Origin of the sequence: Streptomyces sp. NPDC014870, from assembly GCF_043081505.1 — a bacterium.
In the GTDB taxonomy this organism is placed as follows: Bacteria; Actinomycetota; Actinomycetes; order Streptomycetales; family Streptomycetaceae; genus Streptomyces.
In genome coordinates this window covers 402044-420771 of sequence record NZ_JBIBWQ010000006.1, presented here as the reverse complement: position 1 = coordinate 420771, position 18728 = coordinate 402044, and the positions used below count along the sequence as shown (strand labels likewise).

Below are 18728 nucleotides of genomic sequence, written 5' to 3'. Positions count from 1 at the left end.
TCGTGTTTGAGTGCCCCTGACCGAGTTCTTATTGACAGCAAACGCACAGGGGGAGTGGTTCCGGCATGCCCGGTGGAGGTTTCTGCAAGTTGCCAGGTGGCAGTGTGGTCGTCGCGATAGGGCTCCCGAGCCCGGCCGGAGACGGGGCCACGGTCCGCTTCCTGGTCCACGCCGCCAACCGTGCCCGCGCCCTGACCCGGCTGCGGAACCTGGGCCTGCGCGCGGTCTACCTCCGGGGCAACGCGGAGCCCCCGACCCCCGACGAGATCACCGCCGTCCTGCACCACCCGGACGGGCTCCTGTGGCGCTCCGCGACGGGCGCCACGGGCACGACCACCCAGGAGCTGTGGCACTCCATACGGAGCCTGCCCACGGCCTCCTAGGGCCGTCCCGGAGGGAGGGCCGGGCGTAGGTCAGACCACGGGCTTGCCCGTGAGCTCCACCCCGGCCCCACGCAGCTCCTCCAGGGCCCGCTCGGTCGTCTCCTTGGCCACGCCCGCCGTGAGGTCGAGGAGGACCTGCGTACGGAACCCCTCCCGGGCCGCGTCCAGCGCCGTCGCCCGGACGCAGTGGTCCGTCGCGATGCCGACGACGTCGACCTCGGCCACGTCGTGCGCCCGCAGCCACTCGGCCAGGGTCGCGCCGTTCTCGTCGCGCCCCTCGAAGCCGCTGTACGCCGCCTCGTACGCCCCCTTGTCGAACACCGCGTCGATCGCGCCGGAGGCGACCGCGGGGGCGAAGTTCGGGTGGAAGCCGACGCCCTCGGTCCCGGCCACGCAGTGCACCGGCCAGGACGTCACGTAGTTCGGCGTCTCGGAGAAGTGGTCGCCCGGGTCGACATGGTGGTCACGGGTGGCCACGACGTGCCGGTACGCGGCGCCCGCCGCCTCCCCGACCAGGTCGGTGATGGCGGCGGCGACATCCGCACCCCCCGTCACCGCGAGGCTGCCGCCCTCGCAGAAGTCGTTCTGAACGTCCACGACGATCAATGCGCGGTGCATGGCGGGTGTCCTTCGGTGGGCCGGCGACGGGTTTCGGGCGGGTGTCGGGCGGGGGAATGGCTTCGAGCCTAGAGACTTCCCCCGCCCTTCGGGAGGGGGCCTCGCAGGGTGTTACACGTACTCCGTGGGCAGCACCGGCTCGCCCCGCGACAGCTGGGTCGCCGACAGCGGCAGCCCCGCGCGCGCCGCGATGTGCCGCGCCCTGGCCGCCTCCAGCGGCTCCCTGGCCACCACGTCGCCGCCCTTCACCAGCTCCACCAGCAGCTGCCGGTCGGCGAGCTCCGGCGGCACCGGGCCCGTACCGACGACCTCGGCCTCCGCGACGCCGTCGGCGTCCGCCCGGCGGGCCGCCCACTTGCGGCCGCCGACCGAGGCCTTGCCGCCCAGCGACTTCTTCGCCACCGCCGTCAGCGGCGCCTTGAGGTCGGCCGACTGGGCGCGGGCCACCAGCTTGTAGACCATCGAGCAGGTCGGGTGCCCGCTGCCGGTGACCAGCTGGGTGCCCACCCCGTACGCGTCGACCGGCGCCGCGGCCAGCGAGGCGATGGCGTACTCGTCCAGGTCCGAGGTGACCACGATCTTGGTGGTCGTCGCGCCCAGCTCGTCCAGCTGCGCCCGCACCCGGTGCGCGACGAGCAGCAGGTCACCGGAGTCGATGCGCACGGCGCCAAGCTCGGGGCCGGCCACCTCGACGGCGGTACGGACGGCCTCGGCCACGTCGTAGGTGTCGACGAGCAGCGTCGTACCGCGGCCGAGGGTCTCGACCTGGGCCCGGAACGCGTCCCGCTCGCTGTCGTGCAGCAGGGTGAAGGCGTGCGCGGAGGTGCCGACCGTCGGGATGCCGTAGCGGAAGCCGGCGGCCAGGTCCGAGGTGGAGTCGAAGCCGCCCACGTAGGCGGCGCGGGCGGAGGCGACGGCGGCCAGCTCGTGGGTGCGCCGGGCGCCCATCTCGATGAGCCGCCGCCCGCCGGCCGCCCCCGACATCCGGGAGGCCGCGGCCGCGATGGCCGAGTCGTGGTTGAGGATCGACAGGATCACGGTCTCCAGGAGCACGCACTCCGCGAAGGAGCCCTCGACCCGCAGGATCGGGGAGCCGGGGAAGTACACCTCGCCCTCGGGGTAGCCCCAGATGTCACCCGAGAAGCGGTAGCCGGCCAGCCAGCGGAGCGTCGGCTCGTCCACGATGGACTGCTCGCGCAGGAAGCCGAGGACGTCCGCGTCGAAGCGGAAGTTCTCGACCGCGTCGAGGACCCGTCCGACGCCCGCCACCACGCCGTAGCGCCGGCCCTCGGGCAGGCGGCGGGTGAAGACCTCGAAGACGGAGCGCCGGTCGGCGGTGCCGGCCCTGAGGGCCGCCTGGAGCATCGTCAGCTCGTACTGGTCGGTGAAGAGCGCGGTCGACGGCACGTCCACCGGCAGCCCAAGGTCCGCAGCGTTCATGTCAGCGATGCTACCGCAGAAATCGTCAGTTTGACGATTTCTAGCCTGCGCCGCCTCCGTGCCGCCTCCGTGCCGCCTCCGTTCGAGCGTCGCCGGGGCTGACCCGTTTGTGCGACCCCCCTCCCGAGGTGGCAGCATGGGTTCAGTGAGCGTCGCGCCAATTGAGATCGAACGCACGGAATCGGCGGAGGAGACCTTCGCCGTCGTCGAGCCGGACGTGCCGTGGGTGACCCTGGTCCACAACGACCCGGTCAATCTGATGAGCTATGTCACCTACGTCTTCCAGGCGTACTTCGGCTACTCCAAGGACAAGGCGCACAAGCTGATGCTCGACGTGCACAACAAGGGCCGCGCGGTGGTCTCCAGCGGTACCCGCGAGGAGATGGAGCGGGACGTGCAGGCGATGCACGGCTACGGCCTGTGGGCGACCCTCACCCAGGACCGCGGCTGATGGCGGGCCACTTCGAGGTCCTGCCGGGCGGCGGCGCCGCCGTCGCGCTCGACGAGGTCGAGGTCTCCATCCTGCGCTCCCTCGCCGTCCAGCTCATGGAGCTGATCGGCCCGGGCGACGAGCCCGTCGAGGGCGAGGACCCGCTGGCCGCGCTCTTCACCGAGGGGCCGAGCGAGGCCCCGAGCGACCCCGCGCTCAAGCGGCTCTTCCCCGACGCGTACGCGGACGAGAGCGAGGAGCTGCGCTCGGCGTCGTCCGAGTTCCGCCGCTACACCGAGAACGACCTGCGCGCCCGCAAGCGGCAGGACGCGCTCGCGGTGATCCGCAGCCTCGACGCGCTCAGCTCCGCCGCCGGCGAGGGCGAGGCGGTCCTCAAGCTCACCCCCGACGAGTCCCGGGCCTGGCTCGGCGCCCTCAACGATCTGCGGCTGACGATCGGGACGCGCCTGGAGGTCACCGACGAGGACGAGAGCGGGGAGCTGTACCGCCTGCCCGACTCCGATCCGCGCAAGCCGATGGTGATGGCGTATCTCTGGCTGGGCGCGCTCCAGGAGTCACTCGTCGAGACCCTGATGTCCGGCGCGTGAGATCGCGGCGCCCGATACCGATCGGTAGGGCGCCGTTCGCTCAGCGGACACTCAAATCCGGATAACGAATACGTCACCAAAGTGTTCTTACTGGTCCTGTTGAGTGGCTTTTGACCCCTTTTTCCTGTGGCCTGCGCCACAACGCCCCTCCTCGATCACTGTTTCCCCCGTGATAAATCTTCACGACCACTCGGGGACGCCACCCATGTTCCCGAGGGCGCTTGGCCGGCTGACCGCCGGTAGCACTCCAGCCATATCCGGGGGGATCAGCGTGGAGAAAGGCGCATCAACATGACCTCAGTGCAGGTCGACAAGCAGCACGACGGCAATGAGGCCGCGGACTCCGCCGACGGCGAGGGTTACCACCGGGCACTCGGCGCCCGCCAGATCCAGATGATCGCGATCGGCGGCGCCATCGGCACGGGCCTCTTCCTCGGAGCGGGCAAGGGCATCTCCAAGGCGGGACCCAGTCTGATCCTGGCGTACGCCATCGCGGGCCTCGTCATCTTCTTCATCATGCGGGCGCTCGGCGAGCTCCTCATGTACCGGCCCGTGTCCGGCTCCTTCTCGGAGTACGCACGCGAGTTCATCGGCCCGTTCTGGGGCTTCGTCACCGGCTGGACGTACTGGCTCTTCTGGGTCGTGACCGGCATCACCGAAGTCACCGCGGCCTCCGCGTACATGCAGTACTGGACCAAGAACGCGGACGGCTGGCTCAATCAGCCGCAGTGGGTCTTCGCCCTGATCTTCACGGTCGTCCTGTTCCTCGCGAACCTGATCTCGGTCAAGCTCTTCGGCGAGCTCGAGTTCTGGTTCTCGATGGTCAAGGTCACCGCGATCGTCGGCATGATCCTGATCTGCGCCGGTGTCCTCACCGTCGGCTTCTCCGACGCCGGTGACACCGCCTCGATCACCCTGCTCTGGTCCGAGGGCGGCTTCTTCCCCAAGGGCATCGGCTCCACCCTGATGACCCTGCAGATGGTCATGTTCGCCTTCCTCGCGGTCGAGCTGGTCGGCGTGACGGCCGGCGAGTCCAAGGACCCGAAGACCGTCCTGCCCAAGGCGATCAACACCGTGCCGTGGCGCATCGCCGTCTTCTACGTCGGCGCGCTGATCATGATCCTGTCGGTCGTCCCGTGGACCCACTTCCAGCCGGGCGTCTCCCCGTTCGTCGCGGCCTTCGAGAAGATGGGCCTCGGCATCGGCGCCGCGATCGTCAACTTCGTCGTGCTGACCGCCGCGCTCTCCTCCTGCAACTCGGGCATGTACTCCACCGGCCGCATGCTGCGCGACCTCGCGCTCAACGGCCAGGGCCCGAAGTTCTTCACCAAGCTCACCAAGAACGGCCTGCCGCTGGTCGGCACGTCCTTCTCGGCCGGGCTGATGATGGTCGGCGTCTGGATCAACTACCAGTGGCCCGGCGACGCCTTCAACTACGTCGTCTCCTTCGCCACCATCTCCGGCATGTGGGCCTGGATCATGATCCTGGTCTGCCAGGTCCGCTTCCGCCTCAAGGCCGACCGGGGCGAGCTGCCCCAGTCCTCCTTCAAGGCCCCGGGCGGCATCTGGCTCAGCCTCTTCTCGCTCGCCTTCATCGGCATGGTCATCGTGATGATGGGCATCGACAAGGACGCGCGGATCTCGCTGTACTGCGCCCCGCTGTGGGGCCTGATCCTGGGTGTCGCGTACCTGGTCCTCAAGGCGCGCAACCCGCAGGGCGCGGCCTTCGTGAAGCGCTCGTAACGCCTGCCTGTCCAGCATCCGGGCCGCTCCGTACCACTCCTCGGTACGGGGCGGCCCACCCGTCGCCCACCACCACCCTGCCTGACGCGCTCCGCGCGGCCCCTCTTGATCCGATGCTTATCCTGTCGCCATGCTGACCATCACCCGGGCCCTGTACGACCAGATCGTGGAACACTCCCGCGCGGACCACCCCGACGAGGCCTGCGGCGTGGTCGCGGGTCCCGCCGGCAGCGGCCGCCCCGAGCGGTTCATCCCGATGCTGAACGCGGCGCGCTCACCCACGTTCTACGAGTTCGACTCGGCCGATCTGCTGAAGCTCTACCGCGAGATGGACGACCGGGACGAGGAGCCCGTGATCGTCTACCACTCGCACACCGCCACCGAGGCGTACCCCTCGCGCACCGACATCACCTACGCGAACGAGCCGGGCGCCCACTACGTCCTGGTCTCCACCGCCGACGTCGACGGCGCCGGCCCCTTCCAGTTCCGCTCCTACACGATCGTCGAGGGCGTGGTGACCGAGGAGGAGGTCAAGGTCGTCGAGGCGTACGACGCCTGAGAGACTGACCCGACACCAGGGCGGCAGGACCCAGGAAGCCGGTGCGAATCCGGCACGGTCCCGCCACTGTGACCAGCGACTTCGGACGCTGGGAGCCAGGAACTGACCTGCCGCCTCTCACCACCGACTGGGGACGTGGAAATCCCCGGAGGAGGCTCGTTCCGTGCTGACCAGGCACCGCCGTACCCTGCTGCCCGCCGCAGCCCTCGTCCCGCTGCTCGCCGCCTGCGCGGCCCCCGCCGAACAGGCCGCCCCCTCGGGGAAGTCCGCCGCGGGATTCCCGTACACCGTCACCAACTGCGGTGTGAAGACGACGTTCCAGGCGCCGCCGAAGCGGGCCGTGACCATGAACCAGCACGTCACCGAGGTCATGCTCGCGCTCGGTCTGGAGAAGTCCCTGGTCGGCACCGCCTACCTCGACGACCGGATCCTGCCCGCGTACAAGAAGGCCTACGACGCGGTGCCGGTGCTCGCCAAGGAGTACCCCTCCAAGGAGGCCCTGCTCGCCGCCAACCCCGACTTCGTGTACGGGGGTTACGCCAGCGCCTTCGACGCCAAGGCCGGCCGCGGCCGGGACGACCTGAAGAAGTCGGGCATCGAGAGCCGCCTCAACATGGAGTACTGCCCCTCCGGCGCCTCCTCCCTCGCCGACCTCTACCGGGAGGTCGACGAGGTCGCCCGCACCTTCGGCGTCCCCGAGCGCGGCACGGACTGGACCGCCGAGGCGAAGAAGACCGTCGCGGCGACCGAGAAGCGGCTCAAGGGCGTCGCCCCGGTCTCCGTCTTCGTCTACGACAGCGGCGACAAGACCGCGTTCACCGCCGGCGGCAAGGGCATCGGCAACGAGCTGATCACCCGGGCCGGCGGCCGCAACGTCTTCGCCGACCTGGACAAGACCTTCGGCGACGCGACCTGGGAGCAGGTCGTCGCCCGCAAGCCCGACGTGATCGTCATCTACGACTACGGCTCCACGACCGTCGAGCAGAAGAAGAAGCGCCTCCTGGACGACCCGGCCCTCAAGGACGTCCCGGCGATCAAGAACAAGCGCTTCGCCGTCATGCCCCTCTCGGACGCGGTCCTGGGCGTCCGCGTCCCGGCCGCCGTCGACAAGCTCTCCGCCCAGCTGCACCCGAACCGGTGACGGCGGTGACGGGACCGGCGGCGGCCACCGAGGCCGCCGCCGCCCGGCGCCGGCGCCGGGGCCGCCTGCCGTACGGGCTCGTCGTCGCAGGCCTCCTCGCGGCCCTCGCGGCCGCCGTCGTCGCCGGGGTCGCCCTCGGCTCCGTACGGATACCCGTGGGCCAGGTCGTCGAGATCCTCACCGGCCGCGCCGCCCCCTCCCCGTACCGCACGATCGTGCTCGACGTCCGGCTCCCGCGCGTGCTGCTCGGCGCGGTCGTCGGCGCCGGACTCGCCGTCGTCGGCGCCGTCCTGCAGGCCCTGGTCCGCAACCGGCTCGCCGACCCCTTCCTGCTCGGGATCTCCTCCGGGGCGTCCAGCGGGGCCGTCCTCGTCCTGGTCCTCGGCATCGGCGGCGGGGTCACCACCACCGTCGCCATGCCCGCAGGGGCCTTCGCGGGCGCCCTGCTCGCCCTGGTCCTCGTCTACGCCCTGGCCCGGCGCGGCTCCACGATGACCGGCGCCCGGCTCGTCCTCGCGGGCGTCGCCGTCTCCTACATCCTGTCGGCGCTGAGCACCCTGTTCCTCGTCCTGTCCCGGCGGCCCGAGCACTTCCAGGAAGCCATGTTCTGGTCCCTCGGCGGCCTCGGCAGCGCCCGCTGGGACACCCTCGCGCTTCCCTCGGTCGTCGTCGCCCTCGGCACCGCGGTCCTGGTCGCCCTCGCCCGCCCGCTCGACCTGCTCCTCGTCGGCGAGGAGGGCGCCACCGTCCTCGGCCTGGACACCGCCCGCTTCCGGGCCGCCGTCTTCGTCCTCGCCTCGCTCGTCACCGCCGTCATGGTCTCCGTCAGCGGCGCCGTCGGCTTCGTCGGCCTGATGGCCCCGCACGCCGCCCGGATGGCCGTCGGCGCACCGCACCGCCGCCTGCTTCCGGTCGCCGCGCTCGGCGGCGCGCTCGCCCTGATCCTCGCGGACCTCGCCGCCCGGACCGTCGCCGCGCCGCAGGACATCCCGGTCGGCGTCCTCACCGCCCTCATCGGCGGCCCCCTCTTCCTCTGGCTCATGCGCCACCGCGCGGAAGGGAGCCCGGTGTGACCTCCCGGCCCGCCCCCACGGAACTGGTCCTCAAGGGAGTCTCGTACGACACCCGGCTGCACGACGCCGACCTCACCGCCCGCCCCGGCGAGACCATCGGGCTCGTCGGCCCCAACGGCAGCGGCAAGTCCACCCTCCTGCGCTGCGTCTACGGCACCCTCACCCCCACCGCCGGCCGCGTCCTGCTCGACGGCGACGACCTGTCCGCCCTCGGACCCAAGGCCCGCGCCCGCCGGATCGGAGTCGTCCCGCAGGACAGCTCCACCGAGTTCGAGCTGACCGTCCAGGAACTGGTCGCCCTCGGCCGCTCCCCGCACAAACGCTTCTGGGAGGGCGACACGGCCGCCGACGGCGCGCGCGCCGAGGCCGCCCTCGCCCGGGTCGGCATCGCCGAGCTGGCCGACCGGCCGTACCCCACGCTCTCCGGCGGCGAACGCCAGCGCGCCCTCGTCGCCCGCGCCCTCGTCCAGGACCCCGCGCTCCTCGTCCTGGACGAGCCCACCAACCACCTCGACATCCGCTACCAGCTCGAAGTCCTCCGCCTCGTCCGCGACTTGGGCACCACCAACCTCCTCGCCCTGCACGACCTCAACCTCGCCGCGGCGTACTGCGACCGGCTGTACGTCCTTCAGCGCGGCCGGGTCGTCGCCGAGGGGCCGCCGACCGAGGTCCTCACCCCCGCCCTCCTCGCCACCGTCTACGGTGTGGAAGCCGAGGTCATCCCGCATCCGAGGACCGGAACGCCGACCGTCGTCTATGTCCCGGTCGTCGACCCCGGTCCGCCAGTCGAGCACGAAGCGTCCGCCATGTGAGATCACATTCCGGAACCCGGACCGGGAATCGATACGATGACCGCATGGTTTCCCACGACGTGAGCGAAGTGACGACGCCGGGCAGCGCGCTGCTCGTGGCGCGGCTGCACGTCGACCTGTGCCGTCTCGCCAGCGCGATGTGAGCGGGGGCGCTCACCGACCGGCGCCCCACGAAGCACCACCCCGCGCGGGGCCCACGGCCGCGCGCCCTTTCACGCCACTTCCCGACTCCCGAAAACAGGAGCCCACGCCATGGCCATCGAGGTCCGCATCCCGACCATCCTCCGCACCTACACCGACGGCGAGAAGGCCGTCGAGGGCAGCGGTGCGACGCTCGCCGAGCTCTTCGCCGACCTGGAGACGCGCCACGCCGGGATCGAGGCCCGCATCGTGGACAAGGGCCAGCTGCGCCGCTTCGTCAACGTCTACCTCAACGACGAGGACGTCCGCTTCCTCGACGGCATCGACACCAAGCTGGCCGACGGCGACAACGTCACGATCCTGCCGGCCGTGGCCGGCGGCATGGTCTGATCCACCATGCGCTACGACTCCCCGCTCGCGGCGGTCGGCAACACGCCCCTGGTCCGCCTGCCCCGGCTCTCCCCGTCGGACGACGTCCGCATCTGGGCCAAGCTGGAGGACCGCAACCCCACCGGCTCGGTCAAGGACCGCCCCGCGCTCCACATGATCGAGCAGGCCGAGAAGGACGGCCGGCTCACCCCCGGCTGCACCATCCTGGAGCCGACCAGCGGCAACACCGGGATCTCGCTGGCGATGGCGGCCAAGCTCAAGGGCTACCGCATCGTCTGCGTCATGCCGGAGAACACCAGCGAGGAGCGGCGCCAGCTGCTCACCATGTGGGGCGCCGAGATCATCTCGTCCCCCGCGGCGGGCGGGTCGAACACGGCGGTTCGGGTCGCCAAGGAGATCGCGGCCGAGAACCCCACGTGGGTGATGCTCTACCAGTACGGCAACCCCGACAACGCGGGCGCGCACTACGCCACGACGGGCCCGGAGATCCTCACGGACCTCCCGTCCATCACCCACTTCGTGGCGGGCCTCGGCACCACCGGCACCCTGATGGGCGTCGGCCGTTACCTGCGCGAGCACAAGCCCGACGTCAAGATCGTCGCCGCCGAACCCCGGTACGACGACCTGGTCTACGGGCTGCGGAACCTGGACGAGGGCTTCGTCCCCGAACTGTACGACGCCTCGGTCCTCACCACCCGCTTCTCGGTCGGCTCCGCCGACGCGGTCACCCGCACCCGGGACCTCCTCCAGCAGGAGGGCATCTTCGCGGGCGTCTCCACGGGCGCCGCGCTGCACGCGGCGATCGGCGTCGGCCAGAAGGCGCTCAAGGCCGGCGAGAGCGCGGACATCGTCTTCGTGGTGGCGGACGGCGGCTGGAAGTACCTGTCGACCGGCCTGTACACGGCGGCGACCACCGAAGAGGCCATCGAGACGGTCCAGGGCCAGCTCTGGGCGTAGCGGCCCGGCCCCCGCACCTGTCTCTCAGGTCGGGGCGTGGCCCCTGCACCTGTCTCTCAGGTCGCCAGATGGCGGACCTGGTCCCACACGACCGGGTCCGCCGTTCCCACTCTGCGGCGGAACTCCCACACCGGGACCTCCCGCAGCTCATCGGTCTCCAGAAAGCTCGGCCGCCCCTGCGCGTCGCCCACGGACCCCGGCGGCAGCGCGATGACCCCCGGCCGCTCGTCGTGGTACTTGCTGGTGATCTTGGCGACGAGCGCGGAGTCCCCGCGCAGCGCGAGCACCAGACACGGCCGGTCCTTCGACCCAGGCCCGTCCTCGTAGGGCACGTCCGCCCACCAGATCTCGCCCGCACGGGGGAGCCGCTCGGGCGCCTTCCCCGGGGCCCGGGTGGGTGTTTTCGGCCGTACGGGTGGACGCCCGGAGGGCCGCGTCGGCGGGCGCGTCCGGCCGCCGGGCCGCCGGTCCGCGCGCTTGCGGCCGTCGGCCAGCGCCACGACCAGCGCGATCACCACGACCGCGACGAGCGCCGGCCACCAGGACGTGTCCATACCCCAAGACGTTACCGGCCACCCGTACCCCGCGCGCTCCCGCCCCAGGTCCATCCGAACCGGTGACAGAGCCCGTGAGTTCGCCCACAACGGGCCGCCGCGGAGGAGCGACGAGCGGAGTCGCGCCTTACGCTCGACGCATCGCACGACCTCCCCCGCCGCTCTCCGCCCTCGGAGGTTCACGCTCCATGAAGCTCACCGTCGTCGGCTGCTCCGGGTCGTTCCCGTCCGCGGATTCGGCCTGTTCGAGCTACCTCGTAGAGGCCGACGGCTTCCGGCTGCTCCTCGACATGGGCAACGGCGCCCTGGGTGAGCTGCAGCGCCACATCGGTCTGTACGACCTCGACGCCATCTTCCTCAGCCATCTGCACGCCGACCACTGCATCGACATGTGCGGCTACTTCGTCGCGCGGTACTACCGCCACGAGGGCGGCCGCTGCGACGCGATCCCGGTCTACGCCCCGGAGGGCGCCGAGCAGCGCCTGACCACGGCGTACGCCGACACCCCCTCCGACAAGTCGATGAGCGAGGTCTTCGACTTCCGCACGCTGAAGTCGGGCTCCTTCGAGATCGGCCCGTTCTCCGTCCGTACGGAGAAGGTGTGCCATCCGGTGGAGGCGTACGGGATCAGGATCGAGCACGCCGGCCGTTCGCTGACGTACTCCGGCGACACGGGCGCCTGCGAGGCCCTGCACGAACTCGCGGAGGGCGTGGACCTGTTCCTCTGCGAGGCGTCCTTCACCCACGGCAAGGAGGACATCCCGGCCCTCCACCTCAACGGCCGGGAGGCGGGCGCGGAGGCGACCCGCTCCTCGGTGGGGCGCCTGGTGCTGACCCACATCCCGCCGTGGACGGACGGCGAGCAGAACCTGGCGGACGCGCGGGCGGTCTACGACGGACCGTCGGAGCTGGCGTACGCGGGCGCGGTGTACGAGATCTGAGTCTTCGCCGACGTACCTTCGCCGATGTACGGAAACGGCCGAAGCCCCGCCCTTCGTGAAGAAGGGCGGGGCTTCGGTCTGAAGGGCGTACGGCTTACTTGGCCTCGGCCTTGAGCAGCTCGGCCAGCTCCTCGTCGGACTCGCGGCCCGGCGTCGGGAGGTTGAACTTGGTGATCGCGAAGCGGAAGACCACGTAGTAGACCGCCGCGAAGCAGAGGCCGACCAGGGCCAGGCCCCACGGGTTGGACGCGATGCCCAGGTTCAGGAGGAAGTCGACCGCGCCGGCGGAGAAGCCGAAGCCGTCCTTCATACCGAGCGCCCAGGTCAGCGCCATCGAGACACCGGTCAGGACCGCGTGGATCGCGTACAGCACCGGGGCGATGAACATGAAGGTGAACTCGATCGGCTCGGTCACACCGGTGACGAAGGAGGTCAGCGCGAGGGAGAACATCATGCCGCCGACGACCTTGCGGCGCTCGGGGCGGGCGCAGTGGACGATCGCGAGGCAGGCCGCCGGGAGGGCGAACATCATGATCGGGAAGAAGCCCGTCATGAACTGGCCCGCGGTCGGGTCGCCGGCCAGGAAGCGGGCGATGTCGCCGTGCTTGCCGTCGAACTCGCCGGCCTGGAACCAGGGGAAGGAGTTCAGCAGGTGGTGCATGCCGATCGGGATCAGCGCACGGTTGGCGACACCGAAGATGCCCGCGCCGACGGCGCCGGAGCCGACGAGCCACTCACTGAGGTTGTGCAGACCCGCGCCGAGGACCGGCCAGATCAGACCGAAGACGATACCGACGACCAGGCCGGCGAAGGCCGACAGGATCGGGACCAGACGGCGGCCACCGAAGAAGCCGGCCCAGTCGGGCAGCTTGGTCCGGTAGAACTTCTGGTACAGCAGGGCGACGACGATGCCCATCACGACACCACCGAGGACACCGGCGTTGACCGGGGCGTCGTTCATGACGATCTTGCCGTCGACGACCGAGGCGACCTGCGGCAGGTTCTTGTCGGTGAAGGTCGCGAGCACCTTCTGGAAGACCAGGTAGCCGGTGACCGCGGCCAGGGCGGTCGAGCCGTCCGACTTCTTGGCGAAGCCGATGGCGATGCCGACGCAGAACAGCAGCGCCATGTTGTCAAGGAGAGCGCCACCACCGGCGGCCATGTAGCCGGCGAGCTTGTTGATGAAGTCCGGGAAGGACTCCTTGCCGAGCATGTCTCCCTGGCCGAACCGGACCAGGAGCGCGGCGGCGGGCAGCACCGCGACCGGCAGCATGAGGCTGCGGCCGATGCGCTGCATGACAGCCATCGCGCCGGAGCCCTTCTTCTTGTCGGCCGCGGGAGCGGCGCTAGCCGTGGACACAACTTCCTCCAGTGGGCAAGGCGCCGCCAGGGGACAGGTGTCACGGGGGACGGCGGCGTCTCGTGGAAACGCGGTGGACTGGACCGCGTGGTCTACACCAATGAGTGGTGTAGACCAGTTGTAGCACGTGAGACTTAGATAAGGAACCTGCGAATTCTGTGTGGTTGAGGGGTAGCGGGGCGTGAACGACGAAGGGCCCCCGGACCATGAGGTCCGAGGGCCCTGAGGGGTGTCGGGAGGCGGGTCGAAAGCCCCTTTTCGGGGTGCCCCTAGGCCTTGGTCACGTCCTGGTCCATCTGCTCCGCCAGCTCCTCCGGCTCGCGGCCCGGGGTCGGGAGGTTGAACTTGGTGATCGCGAACCGGAAGATCACGTAGTACACGACGGCGAAGCCGAGGCCGATCGGAATGATCAGCCAGGGTTTGGTGGCCAGGTTCCAGTTGATGACGTAGTCGATCAGACCGGCCGAGAAGCTGAAGCCGTCCTTCACGCCGAGCGCCCACGTCACGGCCATCGAGACACCCGTGAGCACGGCGTGGATCGCGTACAGGACCGGGGCGATGAAGAGGAACGAGTACTCGATCGGCTCCGTGATCCCGGTGACGAACGAGGTCAGGGCGACCGAGAGCATCAGGCCGCCCACCTCCTTGCGGCGGTTCGGCCGGGCGCAGTGGGTGATCGCGAGCGCCGCCGCCGGCAGGGCGAACATCATGATCGGGAAGAAGCCCGTCAGGAACTGACCGGCCTCCGGGTCGCCCGCGAGGAACATCGGGATGTCGCCGTGCACCGTCGTGCCGTCCGGCCTGGTGTAGGTGCCGAACTGGAACCAGATCGGCACGTTCAGGAACTGGTGCAGACCGATCACGAGCAGCGCGCGGTTGGCGACACCGAAGATTCCCGAACCCCAGGCGCCCAGCCCCACCAGCCAGTCGCTGAAGTTCTCCAGGCCGTCGCCGATCGGCGGCCAGACCCACAGACACAGGGACGCGAAGGCGATGGCGACGAAGGTCATGATGATCGGCACGAGACGGCGCCCGTTGAAGAAGCCCAGCCAGTCCACCAGCCGCACCCGGTGGTAGCGCTGCCAGAACCAGGCCGCGAGCAGGCCGATGACGATGCCGCCGAAGACGCCCGGGTTCTGGTACGTGTACCCGCTGAAGGCCTGCTCGGGAGCCAGGCAGCCGCCGTTGATGTCCACCGTGCCCCGCGGGCAGTCCTCGGGGAACTGACGCAGCACGTTGTAGTAGACGAGGAAGCCGACCGTCGCCGCGAGCGCCGTCGAGCCGTCCGCCTTCTTCGCCAGGCCGATCGCCACGCCGATGCAGAACAGCAGGGGCAGACCCAGGTTGCCGTCGAGCAGCGCGCCACCGGCGCCCGCCATCACCTTGGCCACGTTGTCCCAGCCCAGGCCGTCGGCGCCGAAGACGTCGGGCTGGCCGAGCCGGTTGAGGATGCCGGCCGCCGGGAGTACGGCGATGGGGAGCTGGAGGCTCCGCCCCATCTTCTGCAGCCCCTGGAAGAGGCCGCCCCACATCGACTTCTTCGGCGCGGCGGCCGCGCTGTCCGTACTCATCGGCGTCCTCCCTGACCCGGAACGAACCGGGCCCGAATCGCGTTGCACACTGGTGTAGACCAGTTGCGATAGGCTCCCGGAGCCCCCTCGGGGCAGGCTGCCGGTGATCGTCATCATTCGGCAGAACGAGGGCACTCGCTCGCGAAGTTGGGCCAACCGTGCGTTACCGTGACAAAGCGGACCGCCGGGTGCGCCGAGACTCACGTTCTTCGAACAGAACGGACAGGGAGAAAGACATGGCCAGCAAGGCTGAGAAGATCGTCGCCGGCCTCGGCGGCATCGACAACATCGAAGAGGTCGAGGGCTGCATCACCCGCCTCCGCACCGAGGTCGTCGACCCGAGCCTCGTCGACGAGGCCGCCCTCAAGGCCGCCGGCGCGCACGGCGTCGTCAAGATGGGCACTGCGATCCAGGTCGTCATCGGCACCGACGCCGACCCGATCGCCGCCGACATCGAAGACATGATGTGAGCACCCACTGACGCACGCTGCCACACCCGAAGGGGCCCGGTCCGACAGGGGACCGGGCCCCTTCGCGCGGGCCCACGGCACGGACCGGGCACGCGCCGGGCACGCGCCGGGTACGCCCGCGGCTCGGCGACGCGGGCCCCTTCGCGCATGGCCACGGCGGGTGCGTCGAGCCTCCGTCGCGCACCACCCCTGACGGGGACCGGCGGCCCGGCCGCTACGGCTAGGCTCGTGACATGTCTCGTATCGACGGCCGTACCCCCGAACAGCTCCGCCCCGTCACCATCGAACGCGGATGGAGCAAGCACGCCGAGGGCTCCGTCCTCATCTCCTTCGGCGACACCAAGGTCTTCTGCACCGCCTCCGTCACCGAAGGCGTCCCGCGCTGGCGCAAGGGCAGCGGCGAGGGCTGGGTCACCGGCGAGTACTCGATGCTCCCGCGCGCCACCAACACCCGCGGCGACCGCGAGTCCGTCCGCGGCAAGATCGGCGGCCGCACCCACGAGATCTCCCGCCTCATCGGCCGCTCCCTGCGCGCGGTCATCGACTACAAGGCCCTCGGCGAGAACACCATCGTCCTCGACTGCGACGTCCTCCAGGCCGACGGCGGCACCCGCACCGCCGCCATCACCGGCGCGTACGTCGCCCTCGCCGATGCCGTCGCCTGGGCCCAGACCAAGAAGCTCGTCAAGGCCGGCCGCAAGCCCCTCACCGGCACCGTCGCCGCCGTCTCCGTCGGCATCGTCGACGGCACCCCCCTCCTCGACCTCTGCTACGAGGAGGACGTCCGCGCCGACACCGACATGAACGTCGTCTGCACCGGCGACGGCCGCTTCGTCGAGGTCCAGGGCACCGCCGAGGCCGAGCCCTTCGACCGCAAGGAGCTCAACGCCCTCCTCGACCTCGCCTCCGGCGGCTGCGCCGAACTCGCCGAGATCCAGCGCCGCGCGCTCGACGGAACCCTGTAGGACTCGACCGCGTCTGGCTGGGTACGGACGTACGGCGGATACCGTGCGTCCGTACATTCGTACCCACTGGGGAGGACCCGTAGTGAAGCGCCGTCTCGCAATAGCCGTGGCGTCGGCAGCCGTACTCGCCGGCACCACCCTCGTCGGCTGCGGAGCACTCGACAAGGCCATGGACTGCGTCGCGACCGCCGACGCGATCGCCACCAGCGTCGACAAGCTCTCGCAGGCCGTCTCCAACGCCTCCAACGACCCGACGCAGCTCAACGAGGCCCTGAACGAGATCTCCACCGAGCTCGGCAACCTCAAGGACACGACGGACAACGCCGACCTGTCCAAGGCCGTGGACGACCTCACCAAGGGCGTCGAAACGGTGAAGACCGCCGTGAACAACGGCGACACCACCCCGGACATCAAGCCCATCACCGACGCGGCCACCGAGATCGGCAAGGTCTGCACCCCGGGATAATCGGGGGCATGACCCGTCTGATCCTCGCCACCCGCAACGCCGGGAAGATCACCGAACTGCACGCCATCCTCGCCGGCGCAGGTCTGCACCACGACCTCGTCGGCGCGGACGCGTACCCGGAGATCCCCGACGTCAAGGAAACCGGCGTCACCTTCGCCGAGAACGCCCTCCTCAAGGCCCACGCGCTCGCCCAGGCCACGGGCCTGCCGGCCGTCGCCGACGACTCCGGCCTCTGCGTCGACGTCCTCAACGGCGCCCCCGGCGTCTTCTCGGCCCGCTGGTCCGGCACCCACGGCGACGACCGCGCCAACCTGGAGCTGCTCCTGGCCCAGCTCGCCGACATCGCCGACCCCCACCGCGGCGCCCACTTCGCCTGCGCCGCGGCCCTCGCCCTCCCGGACGGCCGCGAGCGCGTGGTCGAGGGCCGGATGAGCGGCGTACTCCGCCACACCCCGATCGGCACGAACGGCTTCGGCTACGACCCGATCCTCCAGCCGGAGGGCTACGAGGTGACGTGCGCGCAGCTGACCCCGGAACAGAAGAACGCGATCAGCCACCGAGGCAAGGCCTTCAGGGAGCTCGTACCGGTGGTGCGGGAGCTGCTGGGCTGAGCATGGCTGTGGCCTGCGAATCGAACCTTCGATTCGCAGGCCACGATAGGTGCGGCCGGAGGGATTCGAACCCTCACGGGATTTCTCCCACTGGGATCTAAACCCAGCGTGACTGCCAGTTCCACCACGGCCGCTAGCCGCCTGCCCATGTTAGCGGGCAGGTGGCTTTGCGGAGTGGGGTGGCTAGCGAGAAGTGCGGTGTCTGCCTCCCCTGCACCAAGTGTCGGTGATTGCATGGCAATTGGGGCAGAGTAGCCGCAGGTTATCGGCGCGGTCGTCGCTCCAGTCGCCATTGATGTGGTCGATTTCGAGCGTCATGGGCCTGCCGCCCCACTCGGGGCCCGTGCCGCATTCGGCACACTCCTCAGGTACGCCGATCTCGCAGAGGGCGCGGCGCAGAATCGCCGTTCTGGTTCGGCGATGGCCGTCGTGCTTCACCAGCACGTCTGCGGCTCGGCGCATGGGAGTCGTGCCAGGTCTGCCTTGCTGATGCCTCTGGCCCAGGAAGTGCGCTGTGGACAGCCGCTCCTCTGTGATCCATGTCTTCAGCAACTCCCTCTGGCTTGAGCTCTCCGGACGGCCGAGGCGGCGCAGTGTTCCTGCCACCGAAATGGAGGCGCCTACGGCTTCGGCGAGCGCTGCCGTTGAGGGCCGAGGTCCACCCCTTCGGTAGCTGCGCCTGTGGAAATGGGAGACGTCGATGCCGTAGTGCTCGAACCGACGCCAGAGGTATTGGCGCAGGCGCCCGTATGGTTGGACACCGAAGAAGGCGATGGCCTCCTCGATGGTTCGGCACTGCTGGGCAGCCTCGATCAGTCGTTCCCTCGTGTAGTGGACCCTCTCGCTCACGCGCGGCACCCCTTCCCGCGTCCCCGGTAGGTGTCCGTCGTCGAGTGGCAGTTGGGGCAGAGGAATCGCAGGTTCTCGATCCGGTTGTCGCGCCAGTTGCCGTCGATGTGATCGACCTCCAGGGGGAGTACGTGTCCCCGCCAGGTCGCATCGCAGCCGCAGAGGGTGCAGCGCTCCGTCACGCCCAGTTCTGCCATCGCACGCCGAAGGCGATCGCTCGGGATCCTCCGTGCCTGGCTCGGAACCTGCTCCACGAGTAGTGCAACCGGTGACCGATGTCGCCTCTCACCCGCCCTCGGCGGCGGCCGGAAGTGCGAGGTGTCGATGCCGTACGCCCTGATGCGGCGGCTGATGTTCGTGTGGTGGCCGCCGACGACCTCGACCCCCAGGCGCCGCAGCACCTCGCACACGCTCGTCGACACCGCCACCACCGGCTCAAGGATGTCCCGCGTCCACTTCGCCCCCTCCCGCTCGAAGTGCGCCGTGTCCACCCCCAGCTTCCTCATCCGGTCCCGCACGTACCTCCGCGTCCCGCTCCTCGGATCCACCCCCAACCGCTCCAGCGCCTCCGACAGCGTCCTCGACGTGCTCGCCGCCTCCGCGAGCCGTTCCTTCGTGTACGGACTTTCCGGCATCCCCAGCACCC

Annotated in this window: 23 protein-coding genes, 1 tRNA gene and 1 riboswitch; of the genes, 16 read left to right on the top strand and 8 right to left on the bottom strand. The window is 70.1% G+C overall.

Features of this window, described 5'->3' with window-relative positions:
- Positions 1-65: 65 nt before the first annotated feature.
- Positions 66-383 (top strand): hypothetical protein, encoded by a 318-nt coding sequence (locus tag ACF09C_RS19975; RefSeq protein WP_392092867.1) that lies wholly within the window; start codon positions 66-68, stop codon positions 381-383.
- A gap of 30 nt (positions 384-413) precedes the next feature.
- On the opposite strand, the gene ACF09C_RS19970 is transcribed toward ACF09C_RS19975, so the two are convergent.
- Complete coding sequence (locus ACF09C_RS19970; protein ID WP_392092865.1) at positions 414-1001, bottom strand: isochorismatase family protein; 588 nt, start codon at positions 999-1001, stop codon at positions 414-416.
- Positions 1002-1112: 111 nt separating this feature from the next.
- Entirely contained in the window at positions 1113-2441 is a 1329-nt protein-coding gene (locus ACF09C_RS19965) for a nicotinate phosphoribosyltransferase (protein WP_392092863.1), read from the bottom strand.
- A 136-nt stretch (positions 2442-2577) separates the two neighbouring features.
- Here ACF09C_RS19965 and clpS point away from each other — a divergent pair, with 136 nt between their 5' ends.
- From clpS to ACF09C_RS19915, 10 genes are all read left to right on the top strand, one after another.
- The gene (gene clpS / locus ACF09C_RS19960) at positions 2578-2892 is read left to right on the top strand and encodes an ATP-dependent Clp protease adapter ClpS (RefSeq protein WP_315892238.1); all 315 of its coding nucleotides are present in this window, start codon (positions 2578-2580) and stop codon (positions 2890-2892) included.
- Positions 2892-3479 (top strand): DUF2017 domain-containing protein, encoded by a 588-nt coding sequence (locus ACF09C_RS19955; protein ID WP_392092861.1) that lies wholly within the window; start codon positions 2892-2894, stop codon positions 3477-3479. The genes clpS and ACF09C_RS19955 overlap by 1 nt, the downstream gene beginning before the upstream one ends.
- A 291-nt stretch (positions 3480-3770) precedes the next feature.
- Entirely contained in the window at positions 3771-5222 is a 1452-nt protein-coding gene (locus tag ACF09C_RS19950) for an amino acid permease (protein ID WP_392092860.1), read from the top strand.
- A 130-nt stretch (positions 5223-5352) separates the two neighbouring features.
- Positions 5353-5781, top strand: coding sequence for a Mov34/MPN/PAD-1 family protein (locus ACF09C_RS19945; RefSeq protein WP_392092858.1), 429 nt, complete (start codon positions 5353-5355; stop codon positions 5779-5781).
- A 4-nt stretch (positions 5782-5785) separates the two neighbouring features.
- Positions 5786-5911: riboswitch (cobalamin riboswitch) on the top strand.
- A gap of 36 nt (positions 5912-5947) precedes the next feature.
- Complete coding sequence (locus tag ACF09C_RS19940) at positions 5948-6922, top strand: ABC transporter substrate-binding protein (protein WP_392093015.1); 975 nt, start codon at positions 5948-5950, stop codon at positions 6920-6922.
- Positions 6919-7995: a FecCD family ABC transporter permease gene (locus ACF09C_RS19935; protein WP_392092856.1), complete on the top strand. Its 1077-nt coding sequence runs from the start codon at positions 6919-6921 to the stop codon at positions 7993-7995. The genes ACF09C_RS19940 and ACF09C_RS19935 overlap by 4 nt, the downstream gene beginning before the upstream one ends.
- A complete protein-coding gene (locus ACF09C_RS19930; RefSeq protein ID WP_392092855.1) occupies positions 7992-8807 on the top strand; it encodes an ABC transporter ATP-binding protein in 816 nt (271 codons plus the stop codon). Before ACF09C_RS19935 ends, ACF09C_RS19930 begins: the two co-directional genes overlap by 4 nt.
- A 44-nt stretch (positions 8808-8851) precedes the next feature.
- On the top strand, positions 8852-8950 hold the full coding sequence (locus ACF09C_RS19925) for a putative leader peptide (protein WP_361962636.1): 99 nt from the start codon (positions 8852-8854) through the stop codon (positions 8948-8950).
- Positions 8951-9059: 109 nt separating this feature from the next.
- Positions 9060-9338 carry a MoaD/ThiS family protein gene (locus tag ACF09C_RS19920; RefSeq protein WP_392092853.1) on the top strand — a complete coding sequence of 93 codons (279 nt, stop codon included), beginning with the start codon at positions 9060-9062 and terminating at the stop codon, positions 9336-9338.
- Between the two features lie 6 nt (positions 9339-9344).
- A complete protein-coding gene (locus tag ACF09C_RS19915; protein WP_392092851.1) occupies positions 9345-10295 on the top strand; it encodes a PLP-dependent cysteine synthase family protein in 951 nt (316 codons plus the stop codon).
- 56 nt (positions 10296-10351) lie between these two features.
- Here ACF09C_RS19915 and ACF09C_RS19910 read toward each other — a convergent pair whose 3' ends face one another.
- Positions 10352-10849, bottom strand: coding sequence for a type II toxin-antitoxin system PemK/MazF family toxin (locus ACF09C_RS19910; RefSeq protein ID WP_392092849.1), 498 nt, complete (start codon positions 10847-10849; stop codon positions 10352-10354).
- A gap of 188 nt (positions 10850-11037) precedes the next feature.
- Here ACF09C_RS19910 and ACF09C_RS19905 point away from each other — a divergent pair, with 188 nt between their 5' ends.
- Positions 11038-11790 carry an MBL fold metallo-hydrolase gene (locus ACF09C_RS19905; protein WP_392092847.1) on the top strand — a complete coding sequence of 251 codons (753 nt, stop codon included), beginning with the start codon at positions 11038-11040 and terminating at the stop codon, positions 11788-11790.
- Between the two features lie 94 nt (positions 11791-11884).
- Here the strand turns inward: ACF09C_RS19905 and ACF09C_RS19900 are convergent, their stop codons facing one another.
- Both ACF09C_RS19900 and ACF09C_RS19895 read right to left on the bottom strand, forming a co-directional pair.
- Entirely contained in the window at positions 11885-13150 is a 1266-nt protein-coding gene (locus ACF09C_RS19900) for a PTS transporter subunit EIIC (protein ID WP_362426162.1), read from the bottom strand.
- A 269-nt stretch (positions 13151-13419) separates the two neighbouring features.
- Entirely contained in the window at positions 13420-14721 is a 1302-nt protein-coding gene (locus ACF09C_RS19895) for a PTS transporter subunit EIIC (protein ID WP_362426164.1), read from the bottom strand.
- 188 nt (positions 14722-14909) lie between these two features.
- Here ACF09C_RS19895 and ACF09C_RS19890 point away from each other — a divergent pair, with 188 nt between their 5' ends.
- The 4 genes from ACF09C_RS19890 to rdgB all read left to right on the top strand — a co-directional run bounded on the left by ACF09C_RS19890 (position 14910) and on the right by rdgB (position 17233).
- A complete protein-coding gene (locus ACF09C_RS19890) occupies positions 14910-15191 on the top strand; it encodes a glucose PTS transporter subunit EIIB (RefSeq protein WP_392093014.1) in 282 nt (93 codons plus the stop codon).
- A 233-nt stretch (positions 15192-15424) separates the two neighbouring features.
- A complete protein-coding gene (gene rph / locus ACF09C_RS19885) occupies positions 15425-16156 on the top strand; it encodes a ribonuclease PH (RefSeq protein ID WP_362426170.1) in 732 nt (243 codons plus the stop codon).
- A gap of 82 nt (positions 16157-16238) precedes the next feature.
- Positions 16239-16622, top strand: coding sequence for a hypothetical protein (locus tag ACF09C_RS19880; RefSeq protein WP_362426173.1), 384 nt, complete (start codon positions 16239-16241; stop codon positions 16620-16622).
- 8 nt (positions 16623-16630) lie between these two features.
- Positions 16631-17233 carry an RdgB/HAM1 family non-canonical purine NTP pyrophosphatase gene (gene rdgB, locus ACF09C_RS19875; RefSeq protein WP_392092844.1) on the top strand — a complete coding sequence of 201 codons (603 nt, stop codon included), beginning with the start codon at positions 16631-16633 and terminating at the stop codon, positions 17231-17233.
- A 50-nt stretch (positions 17234-17283) separates the two neighbouring features.
- Here rdgB and ACF09C_RS19870 read toward each other — a convergent pair.
- From ACF09C_RS19870 to ACF09C_RS19860, 3 genes are all read right to left on the bottom strand, one after another.
- Positions 17284-17367 (bottom strand) — tRNA-Leu (locus ACF09C_RS19870).
- A gap of 49 nt (positions 17368-17416) precedes the next feature.
- A complete protein-coding gene (locus tag ACF09C_RS19865; protein ID WP_392092842.1) occupies positions 17417-18082 on the bottom strand; it encodes an HNH endonuclease signature motif containing protein in 666 nt (221 codons plus the stop codon).
- Positions 18079-18717: an HNH endonuclease signature motif containing protein gene (locus ACF09C_RS19860; RefSeq protein ID WP_392092841.1), complete on the bottom strand. Its 639-nt coding sequence runs from the start codon at positions 18715-18717 to the stop codon at positions 18079-18081. The genes ACF09C_RS19865 and ACF09C_RS19860 overlap by 4 nt, the downstream gene beginning before the upstream one ends.
- Positions 18718-18728: the final 11 nt, after the last annotated feature.

What these genes read in the sequence shown, in the direction of transcription:
- ACF09C_RS19975 (WP_392092867.1), top strand. Translation starts at nt 66, where the DNA reads ATGCCCGGTGGAGGTTTCTGCAAGTTGCCAGGTGGCAGTGTGGTCGTC.
- ACF09C_RS19970 (WP_392092865.1), bottom strand. Translation starts at nt 1,001, where the DNA reads ATGCACCGCGCATTGATCGTCGTGGACGTTCAGAACGACTTCTGCGAG.
- ACF09C_RS19965 (WP_392092863.1), bottom strand. Translation starts at nt 2,441, where the DNA reads ATGAACGCTGCGGACCTTGGGCTGCCGGTGGACGTGCCGTCGACCGCG.
- clpS (WP_315892238.1), top strand. Translation starts at nt 2,578, where the DNA reads ATGGGTTCAGTGAGCGTCGCGCCAATTGAGATCGAACGCACGGAATCG.
- ACF09C_RS19955 (WP_392092861.1), top strand. Translation starts at nt 2,892, where the DNA reads ATGGCGGGCCACTTCGAGGTCCTGCCGGGCGGCGGCGCCGCCGTCGCG.
- ACF09C_RS19950 (WP_392092860.1), top strand. Translation starts at nt 3,771, where the DNA reads ATGACCTCAGTGCAGGTCGACAAGCAGCACGACGGCAATGAGGCCGCG.
- ACF09C_RS19945 (WP_392092858.1), top strand. Translation starts at nt 5,353, where the DNA reads ATGCTGACCATCACCCGGGCCCTGTACGACCAGATCGTGGAACACTCC.
- ACF09C_RS19925 (WP_361962636.1), top strand. Translation starts at nt 8,852, where the DNA reads ATGGTTTCCCACGACGTGAGCGAAGTGACGACGCCGGGCAGCGCGCTG.
- ACF09C_RS19920 (WP_392092853.1), top strand. Translation starts at nt 9,060, where the DNA reads ATGGCCATCGAGGTCCGCATCCCGACCATCCTCCGCACCTACACCGAC.
- ACF09C_RS19915 (WP_392092851.1), top strand. Translation starts at nt 9,345, where the DNA reads ATGCGCTACGACTCCCCGCTCGCGGCGGTCGGCAACACGCCCCTGGTC.
- ACF09C_RS19910 (WP_392092849.1), bottom strand. Translation starts at nt 10,849, where the DNA reads ATGGACACGTCCTGGTGGCCGGCGCTCGTCGCGGTCGTGGTGATCGCG.
- ACF09C_RS19905 (WP_392092847.1), top strand. Translation starts at nt 11,038, where the DNA reads ATGAAGCTCACCGTCGTCGGCTGCTCCGGGTCGTTCCCGTCCGCGGAT.
- ACF09C_RS19895 (WP_362426164.1), bottom strand. Translation starts at nt 14,721, where the DNA reads ATGAGTACGGACAGCGCGGCCGCCGCGCCGAAGAAGTCGATGTGGGGC.
- rph (WP_362426170.1), top strand. Translation starts at nt 15,425, where the DNA reads ATGTCTCGTATCGACGGCCGTACCCCCGAACAGCTCCGCCCCGTCACC.
- rdgB (WP_392092844.1), top strand. Translation starts at nt 16,631, where the DNA reads ATGACCCGTCTGATCCTCGCCACCCGCAACGCCGGGAAGATCACCGAA.
- ACF09C_RS19860 (WP_392092841.1), bottom strand. Translation starts at nt 18,717, where the DNA reads ATGCCGGAAAGTCCGTACACGAAGGAACGGCTCGCGGAGGCGGCGAGC.